Annotated in this window: 19 protein-coding genes; 9 read left to right on the top strand and 10 right to left on the bottom strand. The window is 65.7% G+C overall.

Annotated features, from left to right (window positions below; genetic code table 11):
- Positions 1–2 precede the first annotated feature (2 nt).
- Both CW360_RS11020 and prlC read right to left on the bottom strand, forming a co-directional pair.
- Positions 3–272: a YheV family putative zinc ribbon protein gene (locus CW360_RS11020; protein ID WP_101193737.1), complete on the bottom strand. Its 270-nt coding sequence runs from the start codon at positions 270–272 to the stop codon at positions 3–5.
- Positions 269–2,317 (bottom strand): oligopeptidase A, encoded by a 2,049-nt coding sequence (gene prlC / locus CW360_RS11015; RefSeq protein WP_101193736.1) that lies wholly within the window; start codon positions 2,315–2,317, stop codon positions 269–271. The genes CW360_RS11020 and prlC overlap by 4 nt, the downstream gene beginning before the upstream one ends.
- Positions 2,318–2,451: 134 nt before the next feature.
- Between prlC and CW360_RS11010 the strand changes: the two genes are divergently transcribed.
- On the top strand, positions 2,452–2,994 hold the full coding sequence (locus tag CW360_RS11010; protein ID WP_101193735.1) for a gamma carbonic anhydrase family protein: 543 nt from the start codon (positions 2,452–2,454) through the stop codon (positions 2,992–2,994).
- 14 nt (positions 2,995–3,008) lie between these two features.
- Positions 3,009–3,425 carry a PA0061/PA0062 family lipoprotein gene (locus tag CW360_RS11005; protein WP_101193734.1) on the top strand — a complete coding sequence of 139 codons (417 nt, stop codon included), beginning with the start codon at positions 3,009–3,011 and terminating at the stop codon, positions 3,423–3,425.
- A 33-nt stretch (positions 3,426–3,458) separates the two neighbouring features.
- Here the strand turns inward: CW360_RS11005 and CW360_RS11000 are convergent, their stop codons facing one another.
- Together CW360_RS11000 and CW360_RS10995 are read right to left on the bottom strand one after the other, a co-directional pair.
- Positions 3,459–3,689 carry a DUF1161 domain-containing protein gene (locus CW360_RS11000; protein WP_101193733.1) on the bottom strand — a complete coding sequence of 77 codons (231 nt, stop codon included), beginning with the start codon at positions 3,687–3,689 and terminating at the stop codon, positions 3,459–3,461.
- A gap of 23 nt (positions 3,690–3,712) precedes the next feature.
- On the bottom strand, positions 3,713–3,928 hold the full coding sequence (locus CW360_RS10995) for a dodecin (protein WP_101193732.1): 216 nt from the start codon (positions 3,926–3,928) through the stop codon (positions 3,713–3,715).
- 265 nt (positions 3,929–4,193) lie between these two features.
- Here CW360_RS10995 and CW360_RS10990 point away from each other — a divergent pair, with 265 nt between their 5' ends.
- From CW360_RS10990 to hemP, 5 genes are read left to right on the top strand one after another with little or no spacing between them, the layout of a single operon-like run.
- The gene (locus tag CW360_RS10990; protein ID WP_245874698.1) at positions 4,194–6,062 is read left to right on the top strand and encodes a TonB-dependent receptor plug domain-containing protein; all 1,869 of its coding nucleotides are present in this window, start codon (positions 4,194–4,196) and stop codon (positions 6,060–6,062) included.
- Positions 6,062–10,054, top strand: coding sequence for a cobaltochelatase subunit CobN (gene cobN / locus CW360_RS10985; RefSeq protein ID WP_101193730.1), 3,993 nt, complete (start codon positions 6,062–6,064; stop codon positions 10,052–10,054). The genes CW360_RS10990 and cobN overlap by 1 nt, the downstream gene beginning before the upstream one ends.
- An 18-nt stretch (positions 10,055–10,072) precedes the next feature.
- Complete coding sequence (locus tag CW360_RS10980; protein WP_093986546.1) at positions 10,073–10,624, top strand: MotA/TolQ/ExbB proton channel family protein; 552 nt, start codon at positions 10,073–10,075, stop codon at positions 10,622–10,624.
- 5 nt (positions 10,625–10,629) lie between these two features.
- Positions 10,630–10,935 (top strand): DUF2149 domain-containing protein, encoded by a 306-nt coding sequence (locus tag CW360_RS10975; protein WP_207759394.1) that lies wholly within the window; start codon positions 10,630–10,632, stop codon positions 10,933–10,935.
- Between the two features lie 16 nt (positions 10,936–10,951).
- On the top strand, positions 10,952–11,137 hold the full coding sequence (hemP, locus tag CW360_RS10970; protein ID WP_101193729.1) for a hemin uptake protein HemP: 186 nt from the start codon (positions 10,952–10,954) through the stop codon (positions 11,135–11,137).
- 9 nt (positions 11,138–11,146) lie between these two features.
- On the opposite strand, the gene CW360_RS10965 is transcribed toward hemP, so the two are convergent.
- Positions 11,147–11,326 carry a hypothetical protein gene (locus CW360_RS10965; RefSeq protein ID WP_101193728.1) on the bottom strand — a complete coding sequence of 60 codons (180 nt, stop codon included), beginning with the start codon at positions 11,324–11,326 and terminating at the stop codon, positions 11,147–11,149.
- Between the two features lie 15 nt (positions 11,327–11,341).
- Positions 11,342–12,766 carry an aspartate ammonia-lyase gene (locus tag CW360_RS10960; RefSeq protein WP_101193727.1) on the bottom strand — a complete coding sequence of 475 codons (1,425 nt, stop codon included), beginning with the start codon at positions 12,764–12,766 and terminating at the stop codon, positions 11,342–11,344.
- Between the two features lie 228 nt (positions 12,767–12,994).
- Between CW360_RS10960 and glsB the strand changes: the two genes are divergently transcribed.
- Positions 12,995–13,903 (top strand): glutaminase B, encoded by a 909-nt coding sequence (gene glsB / locus CW360_RS10955; protein WP_101193726.1) that lies wholly within the window; start codon positions 12,995–12,997, stop codon positions 13,901–13,903.
- On the opposite strand, the gene CW360_RS10950 is transcribed toward glsB, so the two are convergent.
- Together CW360_RS10950 and CW360_RS10945 are read right to left on the bottom strand one after the other, a co-directional pair.
- Positions 13,900–14,898 carry an asparaginase gene (locus tag CW360_RS10950; RefSeq protein ID WP_101193725.1) on the bottom strand — a complete coding sequence of 333 codons (999 nt, stop codon included), beginning with the start codon at positions 14,896–14,898 and terminating at the stop codon, positions 13,900–13,902. The genes glsB and CW360_RS10950 overlap by 4 nt on opposite strands.
- Positions 14,899–14,979: 81 nt before the next feature.
- A complete protein-coding gene (locus CW360_RS10945) occupies positions 14,980–16,377 on the bottom strand; it encodes an alanine/glycine:cation symporter family protein (RefSeq protein ID WP_101193724.1) in 1,398 nt (465 codons plus the stop codon).
- Between the two features lie 172 nt (positions 16,378–16,549).
- Between CW360_RS10945 and CW360_RS10940 the strand changes: the two genes are divergently transcribed.
- Positions 16,550–17,365: a helix-turn-helix domain-containing protein gene (locus tag CW360_RS10940; protein ID WP_093984418.1), complete on the top strand. Its 816-nt coding sequence runs from the start codon at positions 16,550–16,552 to the stop codon at positions 17,363–17,365.
- 14 nt (positions 17,366–17,379) lie between these two features.
- On the opposite strand, the gene CW360_RS10935 is transcribed toward CW360_RS10940, so the two are convergent.
- Complete coding sequence (locus tag CW360_RS10935; protein ID WP_101193723.1) at positions 17,380–18,708, bottom strand: NAD(P)/FAD-dependent oxidoreductase; 1,329 nt, start codon at positions 18,706–18,708, stop codon at positions 17,380–17,382.
- A gap of 101 nt (positions 18,709–18,809) precedes the next feature.
- Complete coding sequence (locus CW360_RS10930; RefSeq protein WP_101193722.1) at positions 18,810–19,298, bottom strand: winged helix-turn-helix transcriptional regulator; 489 nt, start codon at positions 19,296–19,298, stop codon at positions 18,810–18,812.
- Positions 19,299–19,404 lie beyond the last annotated feature (106 nt).

Raw genomic sequence — 19,404 nt, 5'->3', positions numbered from 1 at the left:
GATCAGCCAGGCTTGTTCAGCTTGGGGTTGGGGAAGAACTGCAGGGTCTGTCCCTGGCTCAAGGGTTTGCTGGGTGCCGGACGACTGACCCGGGTGGGCAGCTCGTTGGGTACCGAATTGCCCTGGGCATCCAGGGTGTCGCTGAAGCCACAGGCCACGCATTCACGGTGCGGTGTGTCGTCCAGCGTCCACATCTTGATGGTGTCCATGGCGCTACAGGCCGGGCATACCGCCCCGGCGATGAACTGTTTCTTGATCTGCGGCTCGTTCATGCGGCTTGCTCCTCCAGCCCACTGTGGCGCAGCAACGCATCGATGCTCGGCTCGCGGCCGCGGAAGTCGACGAACAGCTGCATGGCTTCCCGGGAGCCGCCACGCGCCAGGATCGCCTCGCGGAAGGCGCGACCGGTCTCGGGGTTGAGCACGCCCTGTTCCTCGAACAGCGAGAAGGCGTCGGCCGAGAGCACCTCGGCCCATTTGTAGCTGTAGTAACCCGCCGCGTAACCGCCGGCGAAGATATGCGCGAAGCTGTTGGCGAAGCGGTTGAAGGCCGGCGGGCGCATCACCGCTACCTGATCACGTACGCTCTCCAGCACCTGCAGTACGCTGCGGCCATCGCCGTGCGTGGCATGCAACTCGAAGTCGAACAGCGAGAACTCCAGCTGGCGCACCATCATCAGCCCGGACTGGAAGTTCTTCGCCGCCAGCATTTTGTCCAGCAGGTCCTTGGGCAGCGGCTCGCCCGTTTCGAAGTGGCCGGAGATCAGCGCCAGGCCCTCGGGCTCCCAGCACCAGTTCTCCATGAACTGACTGGGCAACTCGACGGCATCCCAGGCCACGCCGTTGATGCCGGACACACCGGCATGTTCGATACGGGTCAGCAGGTGGTGCAGGCCGTGACCGAACTCATGGAACAGCGTGGTGACCTCGTCGTGGGTCAGCAGCGCCGGCTGGCCTTGCACCGCAGGCGTGAAGTTGCACACCAGGTTGGCCACCGGGCTGATCAGCTCGCCAGCGGCCGAGCGGCGCTTGTCGCGCGCGCCATCCATCCAGGCGCCGCCGCGCTTGTTGGCGCGGGCGTAGAGGTCGAAGAAGAAGCGTCCGACGTGCGCACCGTTCTCGCGGATCTCGAACAGCCGTACATCCGGGTGCCAGCTGTCGAAATCCTTAAGTTCATGAATCTCGATGCCATAGAGCTTCTGCACGATGGCGAACAGGCCGGAGAGTACCTTGTCGATCGGGAACCAGGCGCGCACCTGCTCCTGGGAAAGGCTGTAGCGACTCTGGCGCAGCTTCTCGGCGTAGTAGCCGGTGTCCCAGCTTGCAAGGTCCGCGCAGCCCTGTTCGGCGGCGAAGGCGCGCAGTTCATCGAGGTCGCGCTGGGCGAAGGGCTTGCTGCGCACCGCCAGGTCACGCAGGAAGTGCAGCACCTGCTCGGTGGAGTCGGCCATCTTGCTGGCCAGGGACAGCTCGCCGTAGTGGGCGAAGCCGAGCAGATGCGCCAGCTCCTGGCGCAGGTCGAGGATCTGTTCCATCAGCGGGCCGTTGTCGAACTGCCCGGCATGCGGCCCCTGGTCGGAGGCGCGGGTGCAGTAGGCGGTGTAGACCTCTTCGCGCAGGGCACGGTCGTCGGCGTAGGTCATCACCGCGTAGTAGCTGGGGAATTCCAGGCTGATCAGCCAGCCGTCCAGGCCCTTGGCCTTGGCCGCCTGGGCCATCTGCGCCTTGGCCGAGTCCGGCAGGCCGGCCAGCTGGGCTTCATCGGCGACTGCCTTGGTCCAGGCCTGGGTAGCGTCGAGCAGCTGGTTGGAGAAGCGGCTGGTCAGCTCGGAGAGCTTCATCTGGATCTCGCCGTAGCGCTGCTGTTCGGCCGGCGGTAGGTCGATGCCGGACAGGCGGAAGTCGCGCAGCGTATGTTCGAGGATGGTCTTCTGCGCCACCTCGAAGCCGACTGCCGCGGGGCTGCTCGCCAGTGCCTTGTAGGCTTGGCAGAGCGCCTGGTTCTGGCCCAGCTCGGTCCAGTACTCGGACAGCTTGGGCAGGCAGGCCTCGTAGGCGGCGCGCAGCTCGGCACTGTTGCATACGGCATTGAGGTGGCTGACCGGGCTCCAGGCGCGGCCCAGGCGCGCATGCAGCTCGTCCAGCGCCAGCACCAGGCCGTCCCAGCTCGGCTGGGCCTGCTGGGTTTGCAGCAGGCTGGTGATGGCGGCGCGGTTGTCGGCGAGGATCTGCTCGATGGCCGGCTCGACGTGCTCGGGCTTGATCTGGGAATAGGGCGGCAGGTCGAAGTCTTGCAGCAGCGGGTTGGTCGCAGTCACGATGGCACCTTGAATCGTATCGGCGCAGGGACGCCGGAATCACCGGGAGTTGCCGACAGGCGGCGACAACCGGCCCTGGGAATGCCAGCATCTTATTACAAACCCTGGGTCGACTGACTTTGGAGATCACTATCGTGGCCATCAGAACATTTCAGGACATGACCCCGCAGCTGGGCGAGCGGGTGTTCGTCGACCCCAGCGCGGTGGTGCTGGGCGACGTGGTAATGGGCGATGACTGCTCGGTCTGGCCGCAGGCGGTGATCCGTGGCGACATGCAGCCGATCCGCATTGGAGCGCGCAGCAGCGTGCAGGATGGCAGCGTGCTGCACATCACCCACGCCGGGCCATTCAATCCGCAGGGCTGGCCGCTGCAGGTCGGCGAGGACGTCACGGTCGGCCACAATGTCACCCTGCACGGCTGCACCCTGGGCGACCGGGTGCTGGTGGGCATGGGCGCGATCATCATGGACGGTGCGCAGGTCGAGGACGAGGTGATCATCGCCGCCGGCAGCCTGGTGCCGCCAGGCAAGCGTCTGGTCAGTGGCTTTTTGTACCTGGGTAACCCGGTACGCCAGGCCCGTGCGCTGACCGAGCAGGAGCGCGGCTTCTTCCGCTACAGCGCCAACAATTATGTACGTCTCAAGGACCAGTACCTGCTGGAAGACCTGGGGCGCTAAGGGAGGTGATACGCATGCGGCGTCTTGCCCGGCTGATTGTACCCGCCCTGCTGTTGCAGGCCTGTGCCGCCCCGCTGCCGCCGGCGCTGCCCGGCATGGCCTGGGTCAGCGTAGCGGCACGTCCGGGCGAAGTGCTGATGGCGCAACGCCTGGACGGCCAGCGGGTGGCGGATGGACGCTTTTTCCAACTGTCTCCGGGAGCGCACAGCCTGCTGCTGCGCTTTCAGTTTGAGCAGCACGGTGGCGGCGAGCTGCGTGAGCCACAGTGGCGAACCTGTGAATTGCAGCTGCGCTATGCCGACTTTGCCGCCGACCAGCGCTACCAGGTGCAGGCCTGGCAGCATGGCGGCTATCGCGTAGCCGGCCAGTTACGCGATGCCGATGGCCGGGTGCTGGCGAAGGCCCGCGTGCTGCGCTGCGGGACCTTCTGAGCCGGGGCGCCGCGTGCGTGCAAGCCTGGTCGCTTAGAAGGGCTGGTGGACGTAGAGGATTTCCTTGCTGCCCATTTCGCAGCGGCCGACCACCTGCGCGCCGATCACCGTGCCCTGTGCAACGATTTCCAGGCTGTAGCCGGTGACGCCCTTGGCATCCAGCTTGGCGGCGATTTCCGCCTTGAGTTCTTCGCAGTCCTTGCCGGCGGCGAGGGCCTGGCCAGCGAGCAGGCACAGGCTGCTGGCAATGATCAGTGTGCGCATCGGGTTGCTCCTTGGGTAGGTAATCAGCTGTCGGCCAGTCGGAAGCCAACCTTGAGGGTAACCTGATAATGGCCAACCTTGCCGTCAACGATATGACCGCGGGTTTCCACCACCTCGAACCAGTCCATGTGCCGCACGCTCTTGGCACACTCGGCGAGGGCATTGCCGATGGCGTCCTCGATGCTGAGCTTTGAGCTGCCAACCAGCTCGATCTTCTTGTAGGTGCGATGGTCGGACATGCGGGGCACTCCAGGTAAGGGTTTTTTCAGCGTAGTGGCCTGTGCGGCGAATTCAACCTGTGACAGGGCGTCGCATTCGAATGCATTGCAAATGAGAATAATTATATTTAATCTCGCCATCCGTTATTGATCCTGAAGCGATAACCGCATCCAGGTGCTTTCCCCCAGCCAGCCAGGGTCTGTTGCCCAAGCCAGCCGCGAATCAGTCCTCCCGAGGTTGGATATGCGTAAGCCGGCGTTAACTCTTGCTTGTCTGATGGCGTCCATGGCCCAGGCCGCCCCCGTTACTGAACTCAATCCCCTGGTCGTCACGGCTTCGCGCAGCGAGCACAGCCTGGCCGATGCTCCGGCCTCGGTGAGTGTGATCACCGCCGAGCAGATCAAGGCGCGTGGTGCCGGCAACCTGCTGGAAGCCCTGCGTGGCGTGCCTGGGTTGAGCCTCAACGGGCGCCAGGTGGGCGGGCGCAAGACCCTGAGCATCCGTGGTGCGGAAGACCGGCACACCCTGGTGCTGATCGATGGCCGGCGTATTTCCTCCACCGACGACACCATTGGTCATTCCGACTACCAGTACGGCTGGGTCGCCATGGAGCAGATCGAGCGTATCGAGGTGGTGCGCGGGCCGATGTCAGCGCTCTACGGTTCCGAGGCAGTGGGTGGGGTGATCAATATCATCACGCGCAAGGGTGGCCAGCAGTGGCATGGCGGCGCCAGCGTGCGAGGTGAGCTGGGCGAGGGGCCGGCCGGCGACGGCCATCAGATGTCGGCCAGCGCCAGTGGCCCGCTGGGCGAGTGGTTCGATCTGGCGCTGGGTGTGGAAGACCGACGTCGTGCGCCCACGCCGCGTCCGGAAAACAAGGCGACCAGCGATATCGAGGGGCAGGACCGACAGAGCGGCAACCTGCGCCTGGGCTTTACCCCCGGCGAAGGTCAGCGCCTGCAGCTGGACATGCTGCGCAGCGAGGAAACCCGTCGGCGTCACGAGCAGAATACCCGGCTGCCGGCTCGTCCCTACTACCTGGATACCTACGATCTGCAGCGGCGCCAGGATGCGCTGACCTGGCAGGCCGACTGGTCGCTACTGCGTAGCGAGCTGCGCTACAGCGAGGCGGAGTTCGAGGTGAACAACAAGCGCAGCAACAACATCGCGCCCACTCGCCCGCAGCGTCTGGAAGACCGGGTGTGGGACGGCAACCTGGCGTTTGCCCTGGGCGACAGCCACAGCCTGACGCTGGGTGCCGAGCGTCGCGAAGAGTTTCTGGAAAATGCCGGCCTGACGGGCGGCTCTGACAGCGCTCTGCACAAGGCGCTGTATGTGCAGGACGAAATCGCCCTGGCCGATGACTGGGCGCTGACCCTGGGTACGCGCCTCGATCACCACGCGATCTTTGGCAGCGAGTCCAGCCCGCGTGCTTACCTGGTATGGCGGGCCAGCCCCGAGCTGACTATCAAGGGTGGCTATGGTGAAGCCTTCCGTGCGCCCACCCTCAAGCAAATCTCCCCCAACTATGTCGGTGCCGAAGGCCCGCACACCTTCCTCGGCAATGCCGACATCCAGCCGGAAACCAGTCGCTCCTGGGAGATCGGCGCGGACTGGCGGGATGAGCAGAGTGCCTACACGGCTACGCTGTTCCGCAGCGAGATCAAGGACCTCATCTACTACAACCTGCTGCGTAGGGTCGGGCCGCGCAGCATCTATCAGTACGACAATATTTCCGAGGCGCGTATCGACGGGCTGGAGGTCGCCTTGCGCCGCGCGCTGGGTGGCGGTTTCAGCCTGGCCAGCAGCATGACCTGGCTGGATGCGCGAGATCGTGACAGCGATGACAAGCTCACCGGGCGTCCCGAGTTCAGTGCCACGCCGAGTCTGGCATGGCAGCAGGGGGCCTGGGGCGCCGAGCTGGAATGGCAATACATCGGCCAGCAGACGCTGCAGAATGCGGCCGGCCAGCTCAAGCGTGCTCCCGCCTACAGCCTGGTCAACCTGAGCGGCAGTTACCGGGTCGACGAGCACCTGACCCTGCGCGCCGGGCTGAACAATGCCGGCGACCTGCGCCTGGAGGACAAGTCCGAGCTGTTCGGCTATGTCGAAGACGGGCGTACCTTGTGGCTGGGGCTGGAGGCCAGTTTCTGATGAGCATCCGGCACAGACTTCCGTGGTACCGGGCGATCAGGCGTTCCTGGCTGTGCACGCCGCGCCGCCTCGCCCTGTGCTGGCTGTGCCTGCTGCTGTCCTGCGGGACAGCCGTAGCTGAACAGCGCCTGCTGTTTCTCGCCGCGGCTCCGGTGCAGGCCGGCAAGTTCGAGAAACTGCGCCCGCTGGCCGAGGCGGCGGGTTTGCAGCTCGACTACCGCATGCTCGACGCGCCCGGCCTGCTGCCCAGTCGCGAGGCGCTGGCCGAGTATGACCTGCTGATCATCGATGCGCCCTATGGTGCTTCTCAGGCCCTCGCCCAGCAGCGTGCCGCGCCGCTGCTGGAAGGGCAGGCCTTGCCCTGGCTGTGGTTGCGGCGTGATGGTAGCCGCAGCAACCAGCTGCCTGGCGAACTGGTTGAGCAGCTGGACCGTTACTACAGCAACGGCGGCCCCGGCAATTTTGCCGGCTTCTTCTGTCGCCTGGCGGCGCAGCTGCAGGCACGCACGGCACAGGACTGTGCCGCGCCGGAAATCCACCCGCCGTTTGCCATCTACCACCCGCAGGCCCAGGGACGCCTGTTCACTGACCTGGACAGCTATGCGCGCTGGAAGGGGGTTGGTCTGCAGCCTGCGACGCCGGTGATCGGCGTGCTGTTTCACAAGGCCTACATGGACGCCGGGCTGACCGGCTTCATTGATGCGACGATTGCCCGCCTGGAAGCCGCCGGTGCCCTGGCGGTGCCGATGTACACCAGCGCCATGGGCAATGGCGAGATCAGCCAGTTGCTGGCCTACCAGGGCAAGCCGCGCGGTGATGTGCTGATCAACATGCAGATCATGCTCAATGCCAACGGCCGCAAGGCCGAGTTCGACGCGCTGGGCATGCCGGTTCTGCAGGCCATGCCTTACCGGGCTGGCGAGGAAGCCGACTGGCAGGCCGATGCACAGGGCATCGAGGTGGTCGACATCCCCTTCTACCTGGCACAGGCTGAATACGCCGGGTTGATCGATCCGCTGGTGGCTGCCAGCACGCGCCAGGCGGATGGCGACATCCTGCCCATCGACCGCCAGCTGCAGGCGGTGGTGGACAAGGCGCTGCGCCTGGCACGCCTGCAGCGCCTGGCGCCGGCCGAGGTGCGCAGTGCGTTGTTGTTCTACAACTACCCGCCGGGGGAGAAGAACCTCGGGGCGTCCTTCCTCAATGTGCCGCGCAGCCTGGAGGCTTTGCTGGCCGCCTACGCCGAACGTGGCTACGACGTAAAAACGCTCGACGAGCAACAACTGATCGAAGAACTCAGCGGGTTGCTGGCACCCTTCTATCGCGATGACCAGTTGCCGGGTCTGCTGGCGCGCGACCGCGCCGGGCGCCTGCCGCTGGCCGATTATCGGGCCTGGTTCGCCAGCCTGCCGGCCGCGCTGCAGACGCAGATCGTGCAGCGCTGGGGCGAGCCGGAACAGGCCGGCCTGGTACTGCGCGAGGGCACGCAGGCCTTCTTTGTCATCCCCCGGCTGCAGTTGGGCAAGCACGTGCTGATGCCGCAACCGCCGCGGGGCGAGCGCCTCGACGACCGGGAGCGTGCGCTGTACCACGACACCAAGGCGCCGCCATCGCACAGCTACCTGGCGGCCTACCTGTGGCTGCGTGAGCAGCAGAAGGTCGATGCCCTGGTGCACTTCGGCACCCACGGCAGTGCCGAATGGCAACCGGGCAAGGAGCGCGGCCTGGATGTGCTGGACTATCCCTACCTGGTGCTCGGCGACATTCCGGTGCTCTACCCGTACATCGTCGACAACATCGGTGAGGCCTTGCAGGCCAAGCGCCGTGGGCGAGCGCTGATCCTCAGTCACAACACCCCGTCGTTCGGCCCGGCGGGCCTGCATGGCCGCCTCAACGAGCTGCACGACCTGCTGCACCAGTGGCTGACCATGACGCCGGGCGAAGTGCGTAGCGCCACGGCCGCGCGCATCCGTGCGCTGGCCGGCGAGCTCAAGCTGGACCTCGACCTGGGCGTCGAGCTGAGCGCACCGGGGCTGGACATGCAGGTGCTGGTCGACGATCTGCACCTGCACCTGCACGACCTGGCCCTGCAGCAGCAACCGCTTGGCCTGGCGCGCTTCGGCGTGCCGGCGGACAGCGACCTGCGCCTGTCCACCGTGCAGCAGATGCTCGGCAAGCCCTTGCTGCAGGCCCTGGCGCCAGATGATCCGGAAGAGTTGCTACTGGTCGACTATGCACAGCTCAAGAGCACGCCGCTCTGGCAGGTGTTGGATCGTCATGTGCGCCAGGGCCAGCCATGGACGGGTGACCCGGCGCTTGCTGAGTTGCTCGAGCAGGGCCGCAGGTATTGGCAGCAACTGGCCAACGACCAGGAGTTGCATGGCTACTTCCAGGCCTTGCAGGGCCGGCATATCGCCAGTTCCTATGGTGGCGACCCGATCAAGAACCCCGACAGCCTGCCTACCGGACGTAACCTGTATGGCTTCGATCCGTCGCGTATTCCCACCCGCGAGGCCTGGCAAGCGGGGCAGCTGGCGGCTCAGCGCCTGCTCGACCAGCACCGCCAGAGCCACGGGGAATATCCACGCAAGCTGGCCTTCACGCTGTGGTCGGTGGAAACCATGCGCCACTTCGGCCTGCTGGAAGCCCAGGTGCTGGCGCTGATGGGCTTCCGCCCGCAGTGGGATGCCGGCGGTCGGGTGATTGGTATCGAGCTGATTCCAGCCAGCGAGCTCAAGCGTCCGCGGGTGGATACGGTGATTTCCGCCACCGGCCTGTACCGCGACCAGTTCCCCCAGGTCATGCACTGGCTGGCTCAGGCGGCCGCCCAGGCCAGTGATCTGGACGAACCGGACAACGCCCTGGCAGCCAATAGCGCGGCGATCGAACAGCAGTTGCGCGCGGCCGGCCTGTCGGCCGAGGAAGCGCGCCTGGCGGCGCGTACGCGGATCTTCTCCTCGGAGTCCGGGGCCTATGGCACCGGCCTGGAGGAGGCGACCCTGGCCAGTGACAGCTTTGGCGAACAGTCCGGAGGCGGGCAGGATCGTGCCGGCGGCGACGCCAAGCTGGCGCAGCTGTATCTGGAGCGTATGCAGTTCGCCTACGGCCCGGACAGCGCGCGCTGGGGCGAAAAGGCCCAGGTCAATCTGTATGCCGAGCAGCTGCGCGGTGTCGAGGGCGCCGTGCTGTCACGTTCCTCCAACCTCTACGGCATGCTCACCACCGATGACCCCTTCCAGTACCTGGGCGGTATCGGCCTGGCGGTGCGTCATCTGGATGGCCGCTCACCCGAGCTGTACATCAGCAACCTGCGCGATGCCGACAACCCGCGCAGTGAAACCGCCGGCGCTTTCCTGGCCCGCGACCTGCGTACCCGCTACCTGCATCCCGGCTGGATCAAGCAGGTTCAGGCAGAGGGCTACAGCGGCACCCTGGAAGTGCTGGGCAGCGCCAACAACCTGTGGGGCTGGGAGGTGACGGCGCCGGAAACCGTGCGTGACGACCAGTGGCAGGCCTACAAGGAGGTCTATGTCGACGACACCTACCAGCTGCAGATCAATGAGTGGTTCGAACAGCACAACCCGCAGGCCCAGGCACAGTTGATCGAGCGCCTGCTGGAGGCCGCGCGCAAGGAGTACTGGAGTACCGACGCACAGACCCTGCAGGAACTCGCCGAGCGTTACCAGGCCTTGGCCGAGCGTTATGACGTACGTAGCGATAACGCGCGCTTCAAGGAATACCTCGGCGCGGCGGCCGCGGGTTTCGGCCTGCAGCCTGCGGCGGCTCCGGCAGCCGAGGTAAACGCTGGCGCACAGGCGGAGGCCACCTTGCAAACGGTGCAGGGACCGCGTCTGGAAGAACAGCCGGCTCCCCAGGCGTCGCCCAGTCCGCTGGATTTCACGGCGCTGCTCGGCCTGTTGCTGATTCTGCTGGCCATGGCCGGCGGCGCATTCCGTCAGGCGCACCGTCGCCTGCCAACCCTGACCTACTGACCCCCGGAGACTGTTTAGATGTCCCTGCAACTGATGATCGAGAGTGCGCTGTACAGTGCCAGCCAGCTGTTCATGCTGCCGGTGCTGCTGGCCGTGCTGCTGATGTTTTTCTACGCCTTCTATGCGCTGGGCGCCTTCCTCTGGCAGAGCCGTCAGCGGCGGCGCGGCCAGGCGCCGGCCTTCGACCTGCTGCAGAGCTGGCGAGCCGCACCGACGATGACCGCGGTGGAGCTGGAAACCCTGGCCTTCAAGCGCCTGGAAGCACCGCGTATCGTGACCCGCGTGACGCCGATGCTCGGTCTGGTGGCAACCATGATCCCCATGGGCCCGGCGCTCAAGTCGCTGGCCAGTGGCGAGCTGGCGCAGGTCAGCGACAACCTCACGGTGGCATTTTCCGCGGTGATCCTCTCGCTGCTGGCCGCGTCGCTCACCTACTGGGTCGTCAATGTGCGTCGGCGCTGGTACGCCGAGGAGCTGGTGCTGATCGGCCAGGCGCAGCGCAGCCAGGGCCTGGCCGCCAGCGAGCCGCTGGCCGCGGCAGCCCATGAGCTGGCTACGGAGGCTGCCTGATGAGCCTGCGCCTGCTGGAGGAGGCTGAAGCCGACGATCCGATTCTCTCGGTGGTCAACCTGATCGACGTATTCCTGGTGATCATCGCCGCACTGTTGCTGGCGGTGGCCAACAACCCGGTGAATGCCTTCAGCCAGGATGACTACACGCTGATCAAGAACCCCGGCGAGGCCAACATGGAAGTGCTGATCAAGCAGGGTGAAACCCTGCAGCACTACAAGGCCAGTGGCGAGATCGGCCAGGGCGAAGGTGCCAAGGCCGGGGTGGCCTATCGCCTCAAGGACGGCTCGATGATCTATGTCCCGGAATGACCTGAGGGAAGCCTGCATGCCCGTTACTCGCCAGCGACAACAGTCTACCGCGCTGCGTCAGGCCGAGCCTGTCAACAGCCTGCCGCGTTGCCTGAGCAGCCGTGAGCTGCTCGGCGCGGCGCAGGCGCTGTTGATCGAGCACAACGGCTGCTACTACAGCCTGCGCCTGACCCGGCAGAACAAGCTGATTCTCACCAAGTAGCCGGCGCTGTCAGGCAATGCGCAGCAGCGGCCAGATATCCTGGTAGCTGGGCCGCGGATTGCTGCTGGCCAGGCTCAGTGCCGGGGCTGCCGGGCTGCTCGGTGCGCGGCGGCCCTGGCTGGGCCAGACGCGGCGCGGCGGCTCGATGGCGCACAGGGTGGGCAGGGCGGGGTGCTGGGTTGCGTACATGGGGGTTCTCCTCGATCAGGCCTGCAGGGGTACCAGGCGTGGCGCGATCATGTTTTCCGGGCGCAGGATGTCGGCCAGGGTGGTGTCGTCCAGCAGTTGTTCTGCACGGACCAGTTCCAGCACGCCACGCCCGCTGTCCAGCGCGGTCTTGGCGATGCGTGTGGCGTTTTCATAGCCAATGTAGGGGTTCAGCGCGGTGACCAGGCCGATGGAGTTCTCCATCAGCTCGCGGCAGCGCTGCTCGTTGGCGCTGATGCCGTCGATGCACAGCTCGCGCAGCATGTCCATGGCGCGGGTCAGCAGGCGGATCGAGTCGAGCACCTTGTAGGCGATCAGCGGCTCCATCACGTTCAGCTGCAGCTGGCCGCCCTCGGCGGCCATGGTCAGCGCCAGGTCGTTGCCGATCACTTCGAAGGCGACCATGTTCACCGCCTCGGGGATCACCGGGTTGACCTTGCCGGGCATGATCGAGCTGCCCGGCTGGCGCGCCGGCAGGTTGATTTCGTTGATGCCGGTGCGCGGCCCGCTGGACAGCAGGCGCAGGTCGTTGCAGATCTTCGACAGCTTGACTGCGGTGCGCTTGAGCATGCCGGAGAACAGCACGAAGGCGCCCATGTCGCTGGTGGCTTCGATCAGGTCGGCGGCTGGCTTGACCGGGTGGCCGCTGATCACCGCGAGGCGTTCCACGGCGAGCTTCTGGTAGGCCGGGTCGGCGTTGATGCCGGTGCCGATGGCGGTGCCGCCGAGGTTGACCTCGTGGAGCAGGGTGGGGGCCAGCATCTTCAGGTGCTGCAGGTCTTCGCCAAGGGTGGTGGCAAAGGCGCGGAACTCCTGGCCGAGGGTCATCGGCACGGCGTCCTGCAGCTGGGTGCGGCCCATCTTCAGTACGTGGCCGAATTCCAGGCCCTTGGCGGCCAGTGCCTGGATCAGCTTGTCCAGTGCGTTGAGCAGGCTGTCGTGGCCGAGCAGCAGGCCGACACGAATGGCCGTGGGGTAGGCGTCGTTGGTCGACTGCGCCATGTTCACGTCGTTGTTCGGGTGCAGGTACTGGTATTCGCCCTTGTCATGGCCCATGGCTTCCAGGGCGATGTTGGCGATGACCTCGTTGGCGTTCATGTTGGTCGAGGTGCCGGCGCCGCCCTGGATCATGTCGACCACGAACTGGTCGTGGAACTCGCCCTGGATGATGCGCGCGCAGGCCGTGCTGATTGCCGTGTGCTTGGCCGCCGAAAGGTGGCCAAGGCTGCGGTTGGCGTCAGCGGCGGCCTGCTTGACCATGGCCAGGCCGATCACCAGTTTCGGGTAGTGCGACAGCGGCACGCCGGTCAGGCGGAAGTTGTGCAGGGCGCGCAGGGTCTGGATACCGTAGTAGGCGTCGGCGGGTACTTCGAGGGTGCCGAGCAGGTCTTTTTCAACCCGGCAGGATGCAGCAGAGGACATGATGAGCAAGGCTCTTGAGGGAACGGAAAATGCCGCGATGCCCCATAGGCTAGGGCCTGCAGCGATGCAGGGCCAATGCCGTTATCCGCTGACCCATGCCGAATCGGCATAACGCTGTTGTGACTTGCCGGTTCCCTGTAGCGTGCGCGCCCTGCCCGTGCCGTCCGGCCGCAGACGGGCGTCTACCAGCCACTATCCGGGCCAGCCGGCCGCCGTTGCGAGTGCTGCATGCAAGAGCTGCTCAATGACATTCTCGAGGAAGTCCGTCCGCTGCTTGGCCAGGGACGGGTTGCCGACTACATTCCGGCGCTGGCGGCGGTCGCACCCGGCCAGCTGGGGATTGCCGTGTACAGCAATGACGGCCAGCTGGCGTATGCCGGTGATGCGCAGACGCGCTTTTCCATCCAGAGCATTTCCAAGGTGTTCAGTCTGGTGCAGGCCATCCAGCACAGCGGCGAGGCGATCTGGCAGCGCCTCGGCCACGAACCGTCGGGGCAGCCCTTCAATTCGCTGGTGCAGCTGGAGTTCGAGCGCGGCAAGCCGCGCAATCCGTTCATCAATGCCGGCGCGCTGGTGATCTGCGACATCAACCAGTCGCGCTTTGCTGCGCCGGCGCTGTCCATGCGCGACTTCGTGCGGCGCCTGGCCGGTAACCCACTGGTGCAAGTCGACCCGCGCGTGGCCGAGTCGGAGTACCAGCATCGGGCCCGTAACGCCGCGGCGGCCTACCTGATGCAATCCTTCGGCAATTTTCACAACGAGGTCGAGGCGGTGCTGCGCAGTTACTTCAGCTGCTGTGCGCTAAGCATGAGCTGTGTCGATCTGGCCCGGGCCTTCTGCTTCCTGGCCAACCAGGGATTCTGCAAGCACAGCGGCGAGCAGATCCTCAGTGCCCGCCAGGCACGCCAGGTCAATGCACTGATGGCCACCAGCGGGCTGTACGACGAGGCCGGTAACTTTGCCTACCGCGTCGGCCTGCCCGGCAAGAGTGGGGTGGGTGGTGGTATCGTGGCGGTGGTGCCGGGGCGCTTCAGCGTGTGCGTGTGGTCGCCGGAGCTGAATGCAGCCGGCAACTCGCTGGCCGGCATGCGGGCGCTGGAGTTGCTCAGTGAGCGCATCGGCTGGTCGGTGTTCTAACTGGCCGTGTCGTCGAGGCGTTCGCCACACAGGTCGAGGCTCAGCCAGTGCTCCACGTCGGCCTGGCCGAGGCCGGCGCCGAGCAGGGCGAATAGCTTGCCGAGCGCAGCTTCACGGGTCATGCCGCCGCCGCTGAGCAGGCCGCAGGCGGCCAGCTGGCTGCCGGCGGCATACACGGCGAAGTCGATATGTCCGTGCAGGCACTGGCTGATGGCCAGCAGCACCACGCCGCGAGCGTGTGCTTCGCGCAGCACCTCTAGCAGCAGCGGATCGTCGGCCGGGCCGGTGCCGCTGCCATAGCACTCCAGCACCACGCCGCGCACGCCGTTCTCGAGCAGGGCGCGCAGCAGGCTGGCGTCGAAGCCGGGATGCAGCGGCAATACGGCCAGGCGCACCGGCTGGCGCGGCTGGCGATAACTCAGGCTGGCTGGCCAGGCACTGGCGTGTGCACCCTGGCGCAGGCGTGGCAGTTCGGCAAAGGCATCGAAGGCGTCACTGCTCAGTTTGCTGGCGCGTGCGCCATGCAGCAGGCGATCGTGGAAGTACAGGTAGACCCCTGGTGGGATACCCGCCTGCAGGCGGCGCAGCGCACCAAACAGATTGCCCCAGGCATCGCTGCCGCTGCTGCTGACCGGCAGCATGGCGCCAGTCAACAGCAGCGGTACCGGCAGGCCGAGCAGCAGGAAACTCAGGGCTGCCGCACTGTAGGCCAGGGTGTCGGTGCCGTGCAGCAGCAGCACGCCGTCGCAGCCGTCCTCATCCACCGCCTGGCGCACCGCGTCGGCCAGGGCCAGCCAGTTCGCCTGGGTCATGTTGGCGCTGTCCAGCAGCGGTTGCAGCTCGCGAAAGCGCCAGTGCGGCAACCCGTCATGCTGCTCGGCCAGCCGAGCGCGCAGCAGCGCTTCCAGGCCTGAGGCCGGGGCCAGCCCTTCGGCGGTCATCTGCATGCCGATCGTACCGCCGCTATACAGGACCATGAGATTGTTGCAGGCCATGCTGGATACTCTCTTGCCTTGGGTAATGAACGAAGGGGCCGCAGCCCCTTCGTGATCGCATCGTTTCAGTGTACTGCGCTATCAGTCGGCGTGCCGTGCCGGCCATGCCTGCGGATCGAGATCGAGGTCAGCGAACTGCCGGGGATCCAGCACGGGAGACGGGATGCCGGCACGGATCTGCTGGTCGTAGTCGCGCATCAGGCGCAGGCCGACCTTGAACAGCAGGGCCAGGGCCACCAGGTTGGCGATGGCCAACAGGCCCATGGTCACGTCGGCAAAGGCGAAGACTGTGCCGAGGTCCTGTACCGAGCCCCATAGCACCAGCAGCACGACCAGCACGCGATAAACGATGATGGGTGTGCGCTGCTGGCTGAAGAAACCCAGCGCGTTCTCGCCCAGGTAGTAGTTGTAGATCAGCGTGGTGAAGACGAACAGCAGCAGCGCCAGGCTGACGAATACCCGGCCCCACTCGCCGACCACACTGGCCATGGCGGTCTGCGTCAGGACCACGCCGGCGACCTCGGTACCTGGCTGGAACACCCCGGAGAGCAGGATGATCAGCGCCGTGCAGCTGCACAGCACGATGGTGTCGATGAAGACGCTGAGCGATTGCACGATGCCCTGGGCGACCGGGTGCTTGACCTCGGCCACGGCCGCCACGTTGGGCGCACTGCCCAGCCCGGCCTCATTGGAGAACAGCCCGCGCTTGACGCCCATCAGGATGGCCGCGCCAATGCCGCCGGCAAATGCCGGCTCCAGGCCAAAGGCACTGTTGAAGATCAGCGCGAAGGCCTGCGGAATGGCATCAAAGCGGCTGACGATGACGAACAGGGCCATGCCCAGGTAGGACAGTGCCATCAGCGGGACCAGTACGTCCGCCCATTTGGCGATGCGGCGAATGCCGCCGAAGATGATCAGACCGATCACGGCGGTCAGCGCCAGGCCGCTGGCCAGGGTCGGTACACCGAAGGTGTCGTGCAGCGAGGTAGCCACGGTATAGGACTGTACGGCGTTGAAGCCGAAGCCGAAGGTCACCAGCAGCAGGATCGACACCAGGATGCCCAGCCAGCGCTGACCCAGGCCGTGCTGGATGTAGAAAGCCGGGCCGCCGCGATAGGTGCCGTCTGCTTCGCGGCGCTTGTACAGCTGGGCCAGCGAACATTCGAAGTAGCTGGTGGCCATGCCCACCAGGGCGACCACCCACATCCAGAAGATGGCGCCCGGGCCGCCCAGCATGATGGCCACGGAAACGCCGGCAATGTTGCCGGCACCTACCCGTCCGGCGACCGAGAGCATCAGCGCCTGGAACGAGCTGAGCTGGCCACGCTGGCGCTGAAAGGCTTCGGCGAAGATATGAAACATGCTGCCGAAGTAGCGGAACTGTACGAAGCGTGAGGCGAGGGTGAAATACAGACCAAGGCCGATCAGCATGACGATCAGCAGCTTGCTCCAGATCAGGTCGTTGAGAATGTCGAGCATGGCGGGTGAGTCTCTCTTGTTGTTGTGTGGTAGGGCGTACGGCGCCAACCGCAATGGTTGGCCAGGCGGTGGGCGCCCGGCAATTTCGCGGGTTGCGGCGCGATGATGCGAGTTGATGCTAGAGTCGCATCATGTGCATCACTTTTCTGCCGCATGCCACGGGAGCCACGCCATGTCCGAATACCTGGGCAGCAATCTCAAGCTGTTGTGCAGCCACTACCGCTCGATTGCCGAGGTGTGCCGCAAGCTGGCCATCAATCGCGCCCAGTTCAATCGCTACCTGGCCGGACACAGCCAGCCGACGGCGCACAACCTCAAGCGTATCTGCGATTTCTTCGGCGTCGAGCCTTACGAGCTGGGGCTGCCGGGCGAGCAGTTCGCGGCGCTGCTCGGCGTGCGCCATGGCCAGGTCGGCAAGGCACCGCGCGACCCCCTGCTGGAGCTGCTGCAACCGTTGAGCGAACTGGGCGGCGACCTGTCGCGCTACTGTGGCTACTACTTCGAATACGCCCACTGCATGTCGGTGCCGGGACGCATCCTGCTGTCGCTGGTGCAGCTGCGCGAGGAGCGTGGGCGTTTCCTGTTCGAGCGCCAGGAGCGCCAGGCACCCTCGCGGGCCAGCGATGAGCAGAACGACGAGTGGGTGCGTTGTCGCTACCTGGGTGCCGCGTTCTACCTGCAGGACCGCCTGTTTCTCATGGACTACGAATCGCTGACTGGCAACGAAATGAGCCAGACCATCCTCATACCCAGCTTCAAGAGTCGGATCACCCGGCTCAATGGCCTGAAAACCGGCGTGTCCAGCGGCGACCGGCGTACCCCGGCCTGCACCCGGGTGGTCTGGGAGTACCTTGGGCCGCAGATCAACCGGGTCAATGCCTATCGCCAGGTGATGCTCTATGCGCCGGACGATCCACGCATCGACGACGACATCCGTCAGCGCCTGGCCGGTGCGCAGATCCGCCACGGGCTGTTCGAGATCGAATAGTGCTCTCGCGCCGTTTAACGGCGCAGGTATTCGCGCAGGCGGTACCAGCTCATGCCCAGCGCCAGCAGGGGCGAGCGCAGCAGCTTGCCGCCAGGGAAGGTGATGTGCGGTACCCGGTTGAACAGCTGGAAGTCGCTGTCGTCTTCGCCGGCGATCGCCTGGGCGAGCAGCTTGCCGGCCAGGTGGGTGGCGTTCAGGCCGTGCCCGGCATACGCCTGGGCGTAGAACAGGTTGCGCTGCTGCGGGTGGCAGCCGATCTGTGGCAGGCGGTTGGCGCCGATGCCGATCATGCCGCCCCAGTGGTAGTCGATGGCCACGTCGGCGAGCTGCGGGAAGACCTTGAGCATCTTCGGCCGCATGTAGTCGCTGAGGTTGGCCGGGTCGCGGCCGGAGTAGTGGCAGGCGCCGCCGAACAGCAGGCGGCGGTCGGCGGACAGCCGGTAATAGTCGAGGGCCACGCGCTGGTCGCACAACGCCATGTTCTGCGGGATCAGCTCGCGGGCCAGGGCTTCCGGCAGCGGCTCGGTGGCGATCACATAGCTGCCGGCGGGCAGCACCTTGCCGCCCAGGTAGGGTTCCAGGTCATTGAGGTAGGCATTGCAGGCAATGATCAGCTGGCGTGCGCGGACCTCGCCGCGGGTGCAGTGCACGCGTACCTCGCTGCCGGGCTCGATACGGGTTACCGGCGACTGCTCGAACAGGCGCACCCCCAGGCTGGCGGCAGCGGCGGCTTCGCCCAGGGCCAGGTTGAGCGGATGCAGATGGCCGGAGCCCATGTCGATCAGTCCGCCGCAGTAACGGGTCGAGCCGACCACCTCGTGCATCTCGTGCGCTTGCAGCAGGCGCAGGTTGTGCCGGTAGCCGAGGCTGTGCAGGTGTTCGTAGTCCTCGACGAAACCGGCCAGGTCGGCCGGGGTGTTGGCCAGGTCGCAATAGCCCCAGGTCAGGTCGCAGTCGATGGCAAACTCCGCGACCCGCTGGCGCACCAGCTCTACAGCCTCCAGACCGAGCTGCTGCAGGCGGCGCACACCGTCGCTGCCCAGCACATCGTTGAATTGTTCGAGGCCGTGGCCGACGCCGCGAATCAGCTGTCCACCGTTGCGTCCGCTGGCGCCCCAGCCGATCTGCCGGGCTTCCAGCAGCACCACCGAGAGGCCGCGCTTGGCCAGTTCGATGGCGCTGTTGAGGCCGGAGAAGCCACCGCCGATGATGCACACGTCGGCTTCTTCGCGACCTTCTAGTGTCGGCAATACCAGCTGGCGGTTGGCCGTGGCAGCGTAGTAGGAGGCGGCGTGGTGGGCGCTGTGCACGGGTTGCGGGGACGGCTGGCGAACGGGGCGCATGTGCATAATCCTGATTTTATTGTTTTGAAAAACGAACGAAGCATAGGCGCAGCCCGCCCTCCTCGACAAGCGGCCAGGGCAGGTAGTGCTTCAATGATCCTCTAGTCGGCAATCGGCAGGCTGAGCGACTCCTTGACCTCTTCCATGACGATGTAGCTCTTCGACTCGCGCACGTGCGGCAGCTTGAGCAGGATGTCGCCGAGCAGCTTGCGATAACTGGCCATCTCGTTGATACGCGCCTTGACCAGGTAATCGAAGTCGCCGGATACCAGGTGGCACTCCAGCACATGGGGCAGCTTGAGTACGGCGCGGCGGAACTCCTCGAAGGTGTCGCCGGACTTGTAGTCCAGGCTGATCTCCACGAACACCAGCAGGCTGGCCTTGAGCTGTTGCGGGTTGAGCCGGGCGTGGTAGCCCATGATGATGCCTTCGCGCTCCAGGCGGCGGACCCGCTCGGTGCAGGGGGTGGTGGACAGGCCGACCCGCTCGCCCAGCTCGGTGAAGCTGATGCGTCCGTCCTGCTGGAGAATGCGCAGGATGTTGCGGTCGATCTTGTCCAGTTCGCGGCGACTCTGGTGCTGGGTACGCATGGGCTCGTGCTCCTGGCCCTGCGACAGGCTGGCGCAGGGTGCTGTTTAAACAAGAAAATCCACTGGCTCGGAAGCCATTTTTACCGGAAATGGCCTGTTTCTGCTG

Origin of the sequence: Pseudomonas fluvialis (assembly GCF_002835605.1) — a bacterium.
Classification (GTDB): Bacteria; Pseudomonadota; Gammaproteobacteria; order Pseudomonadales; family Pseudomonadaceae; genus Aquipseudomonas; species Aquipseudomonas fluvialis.
The sequence above is the reverse complement of the archived record's forward strand: the minus strand, read 5'-3'. Positions and strand labels throughout refer to the sequence as shown.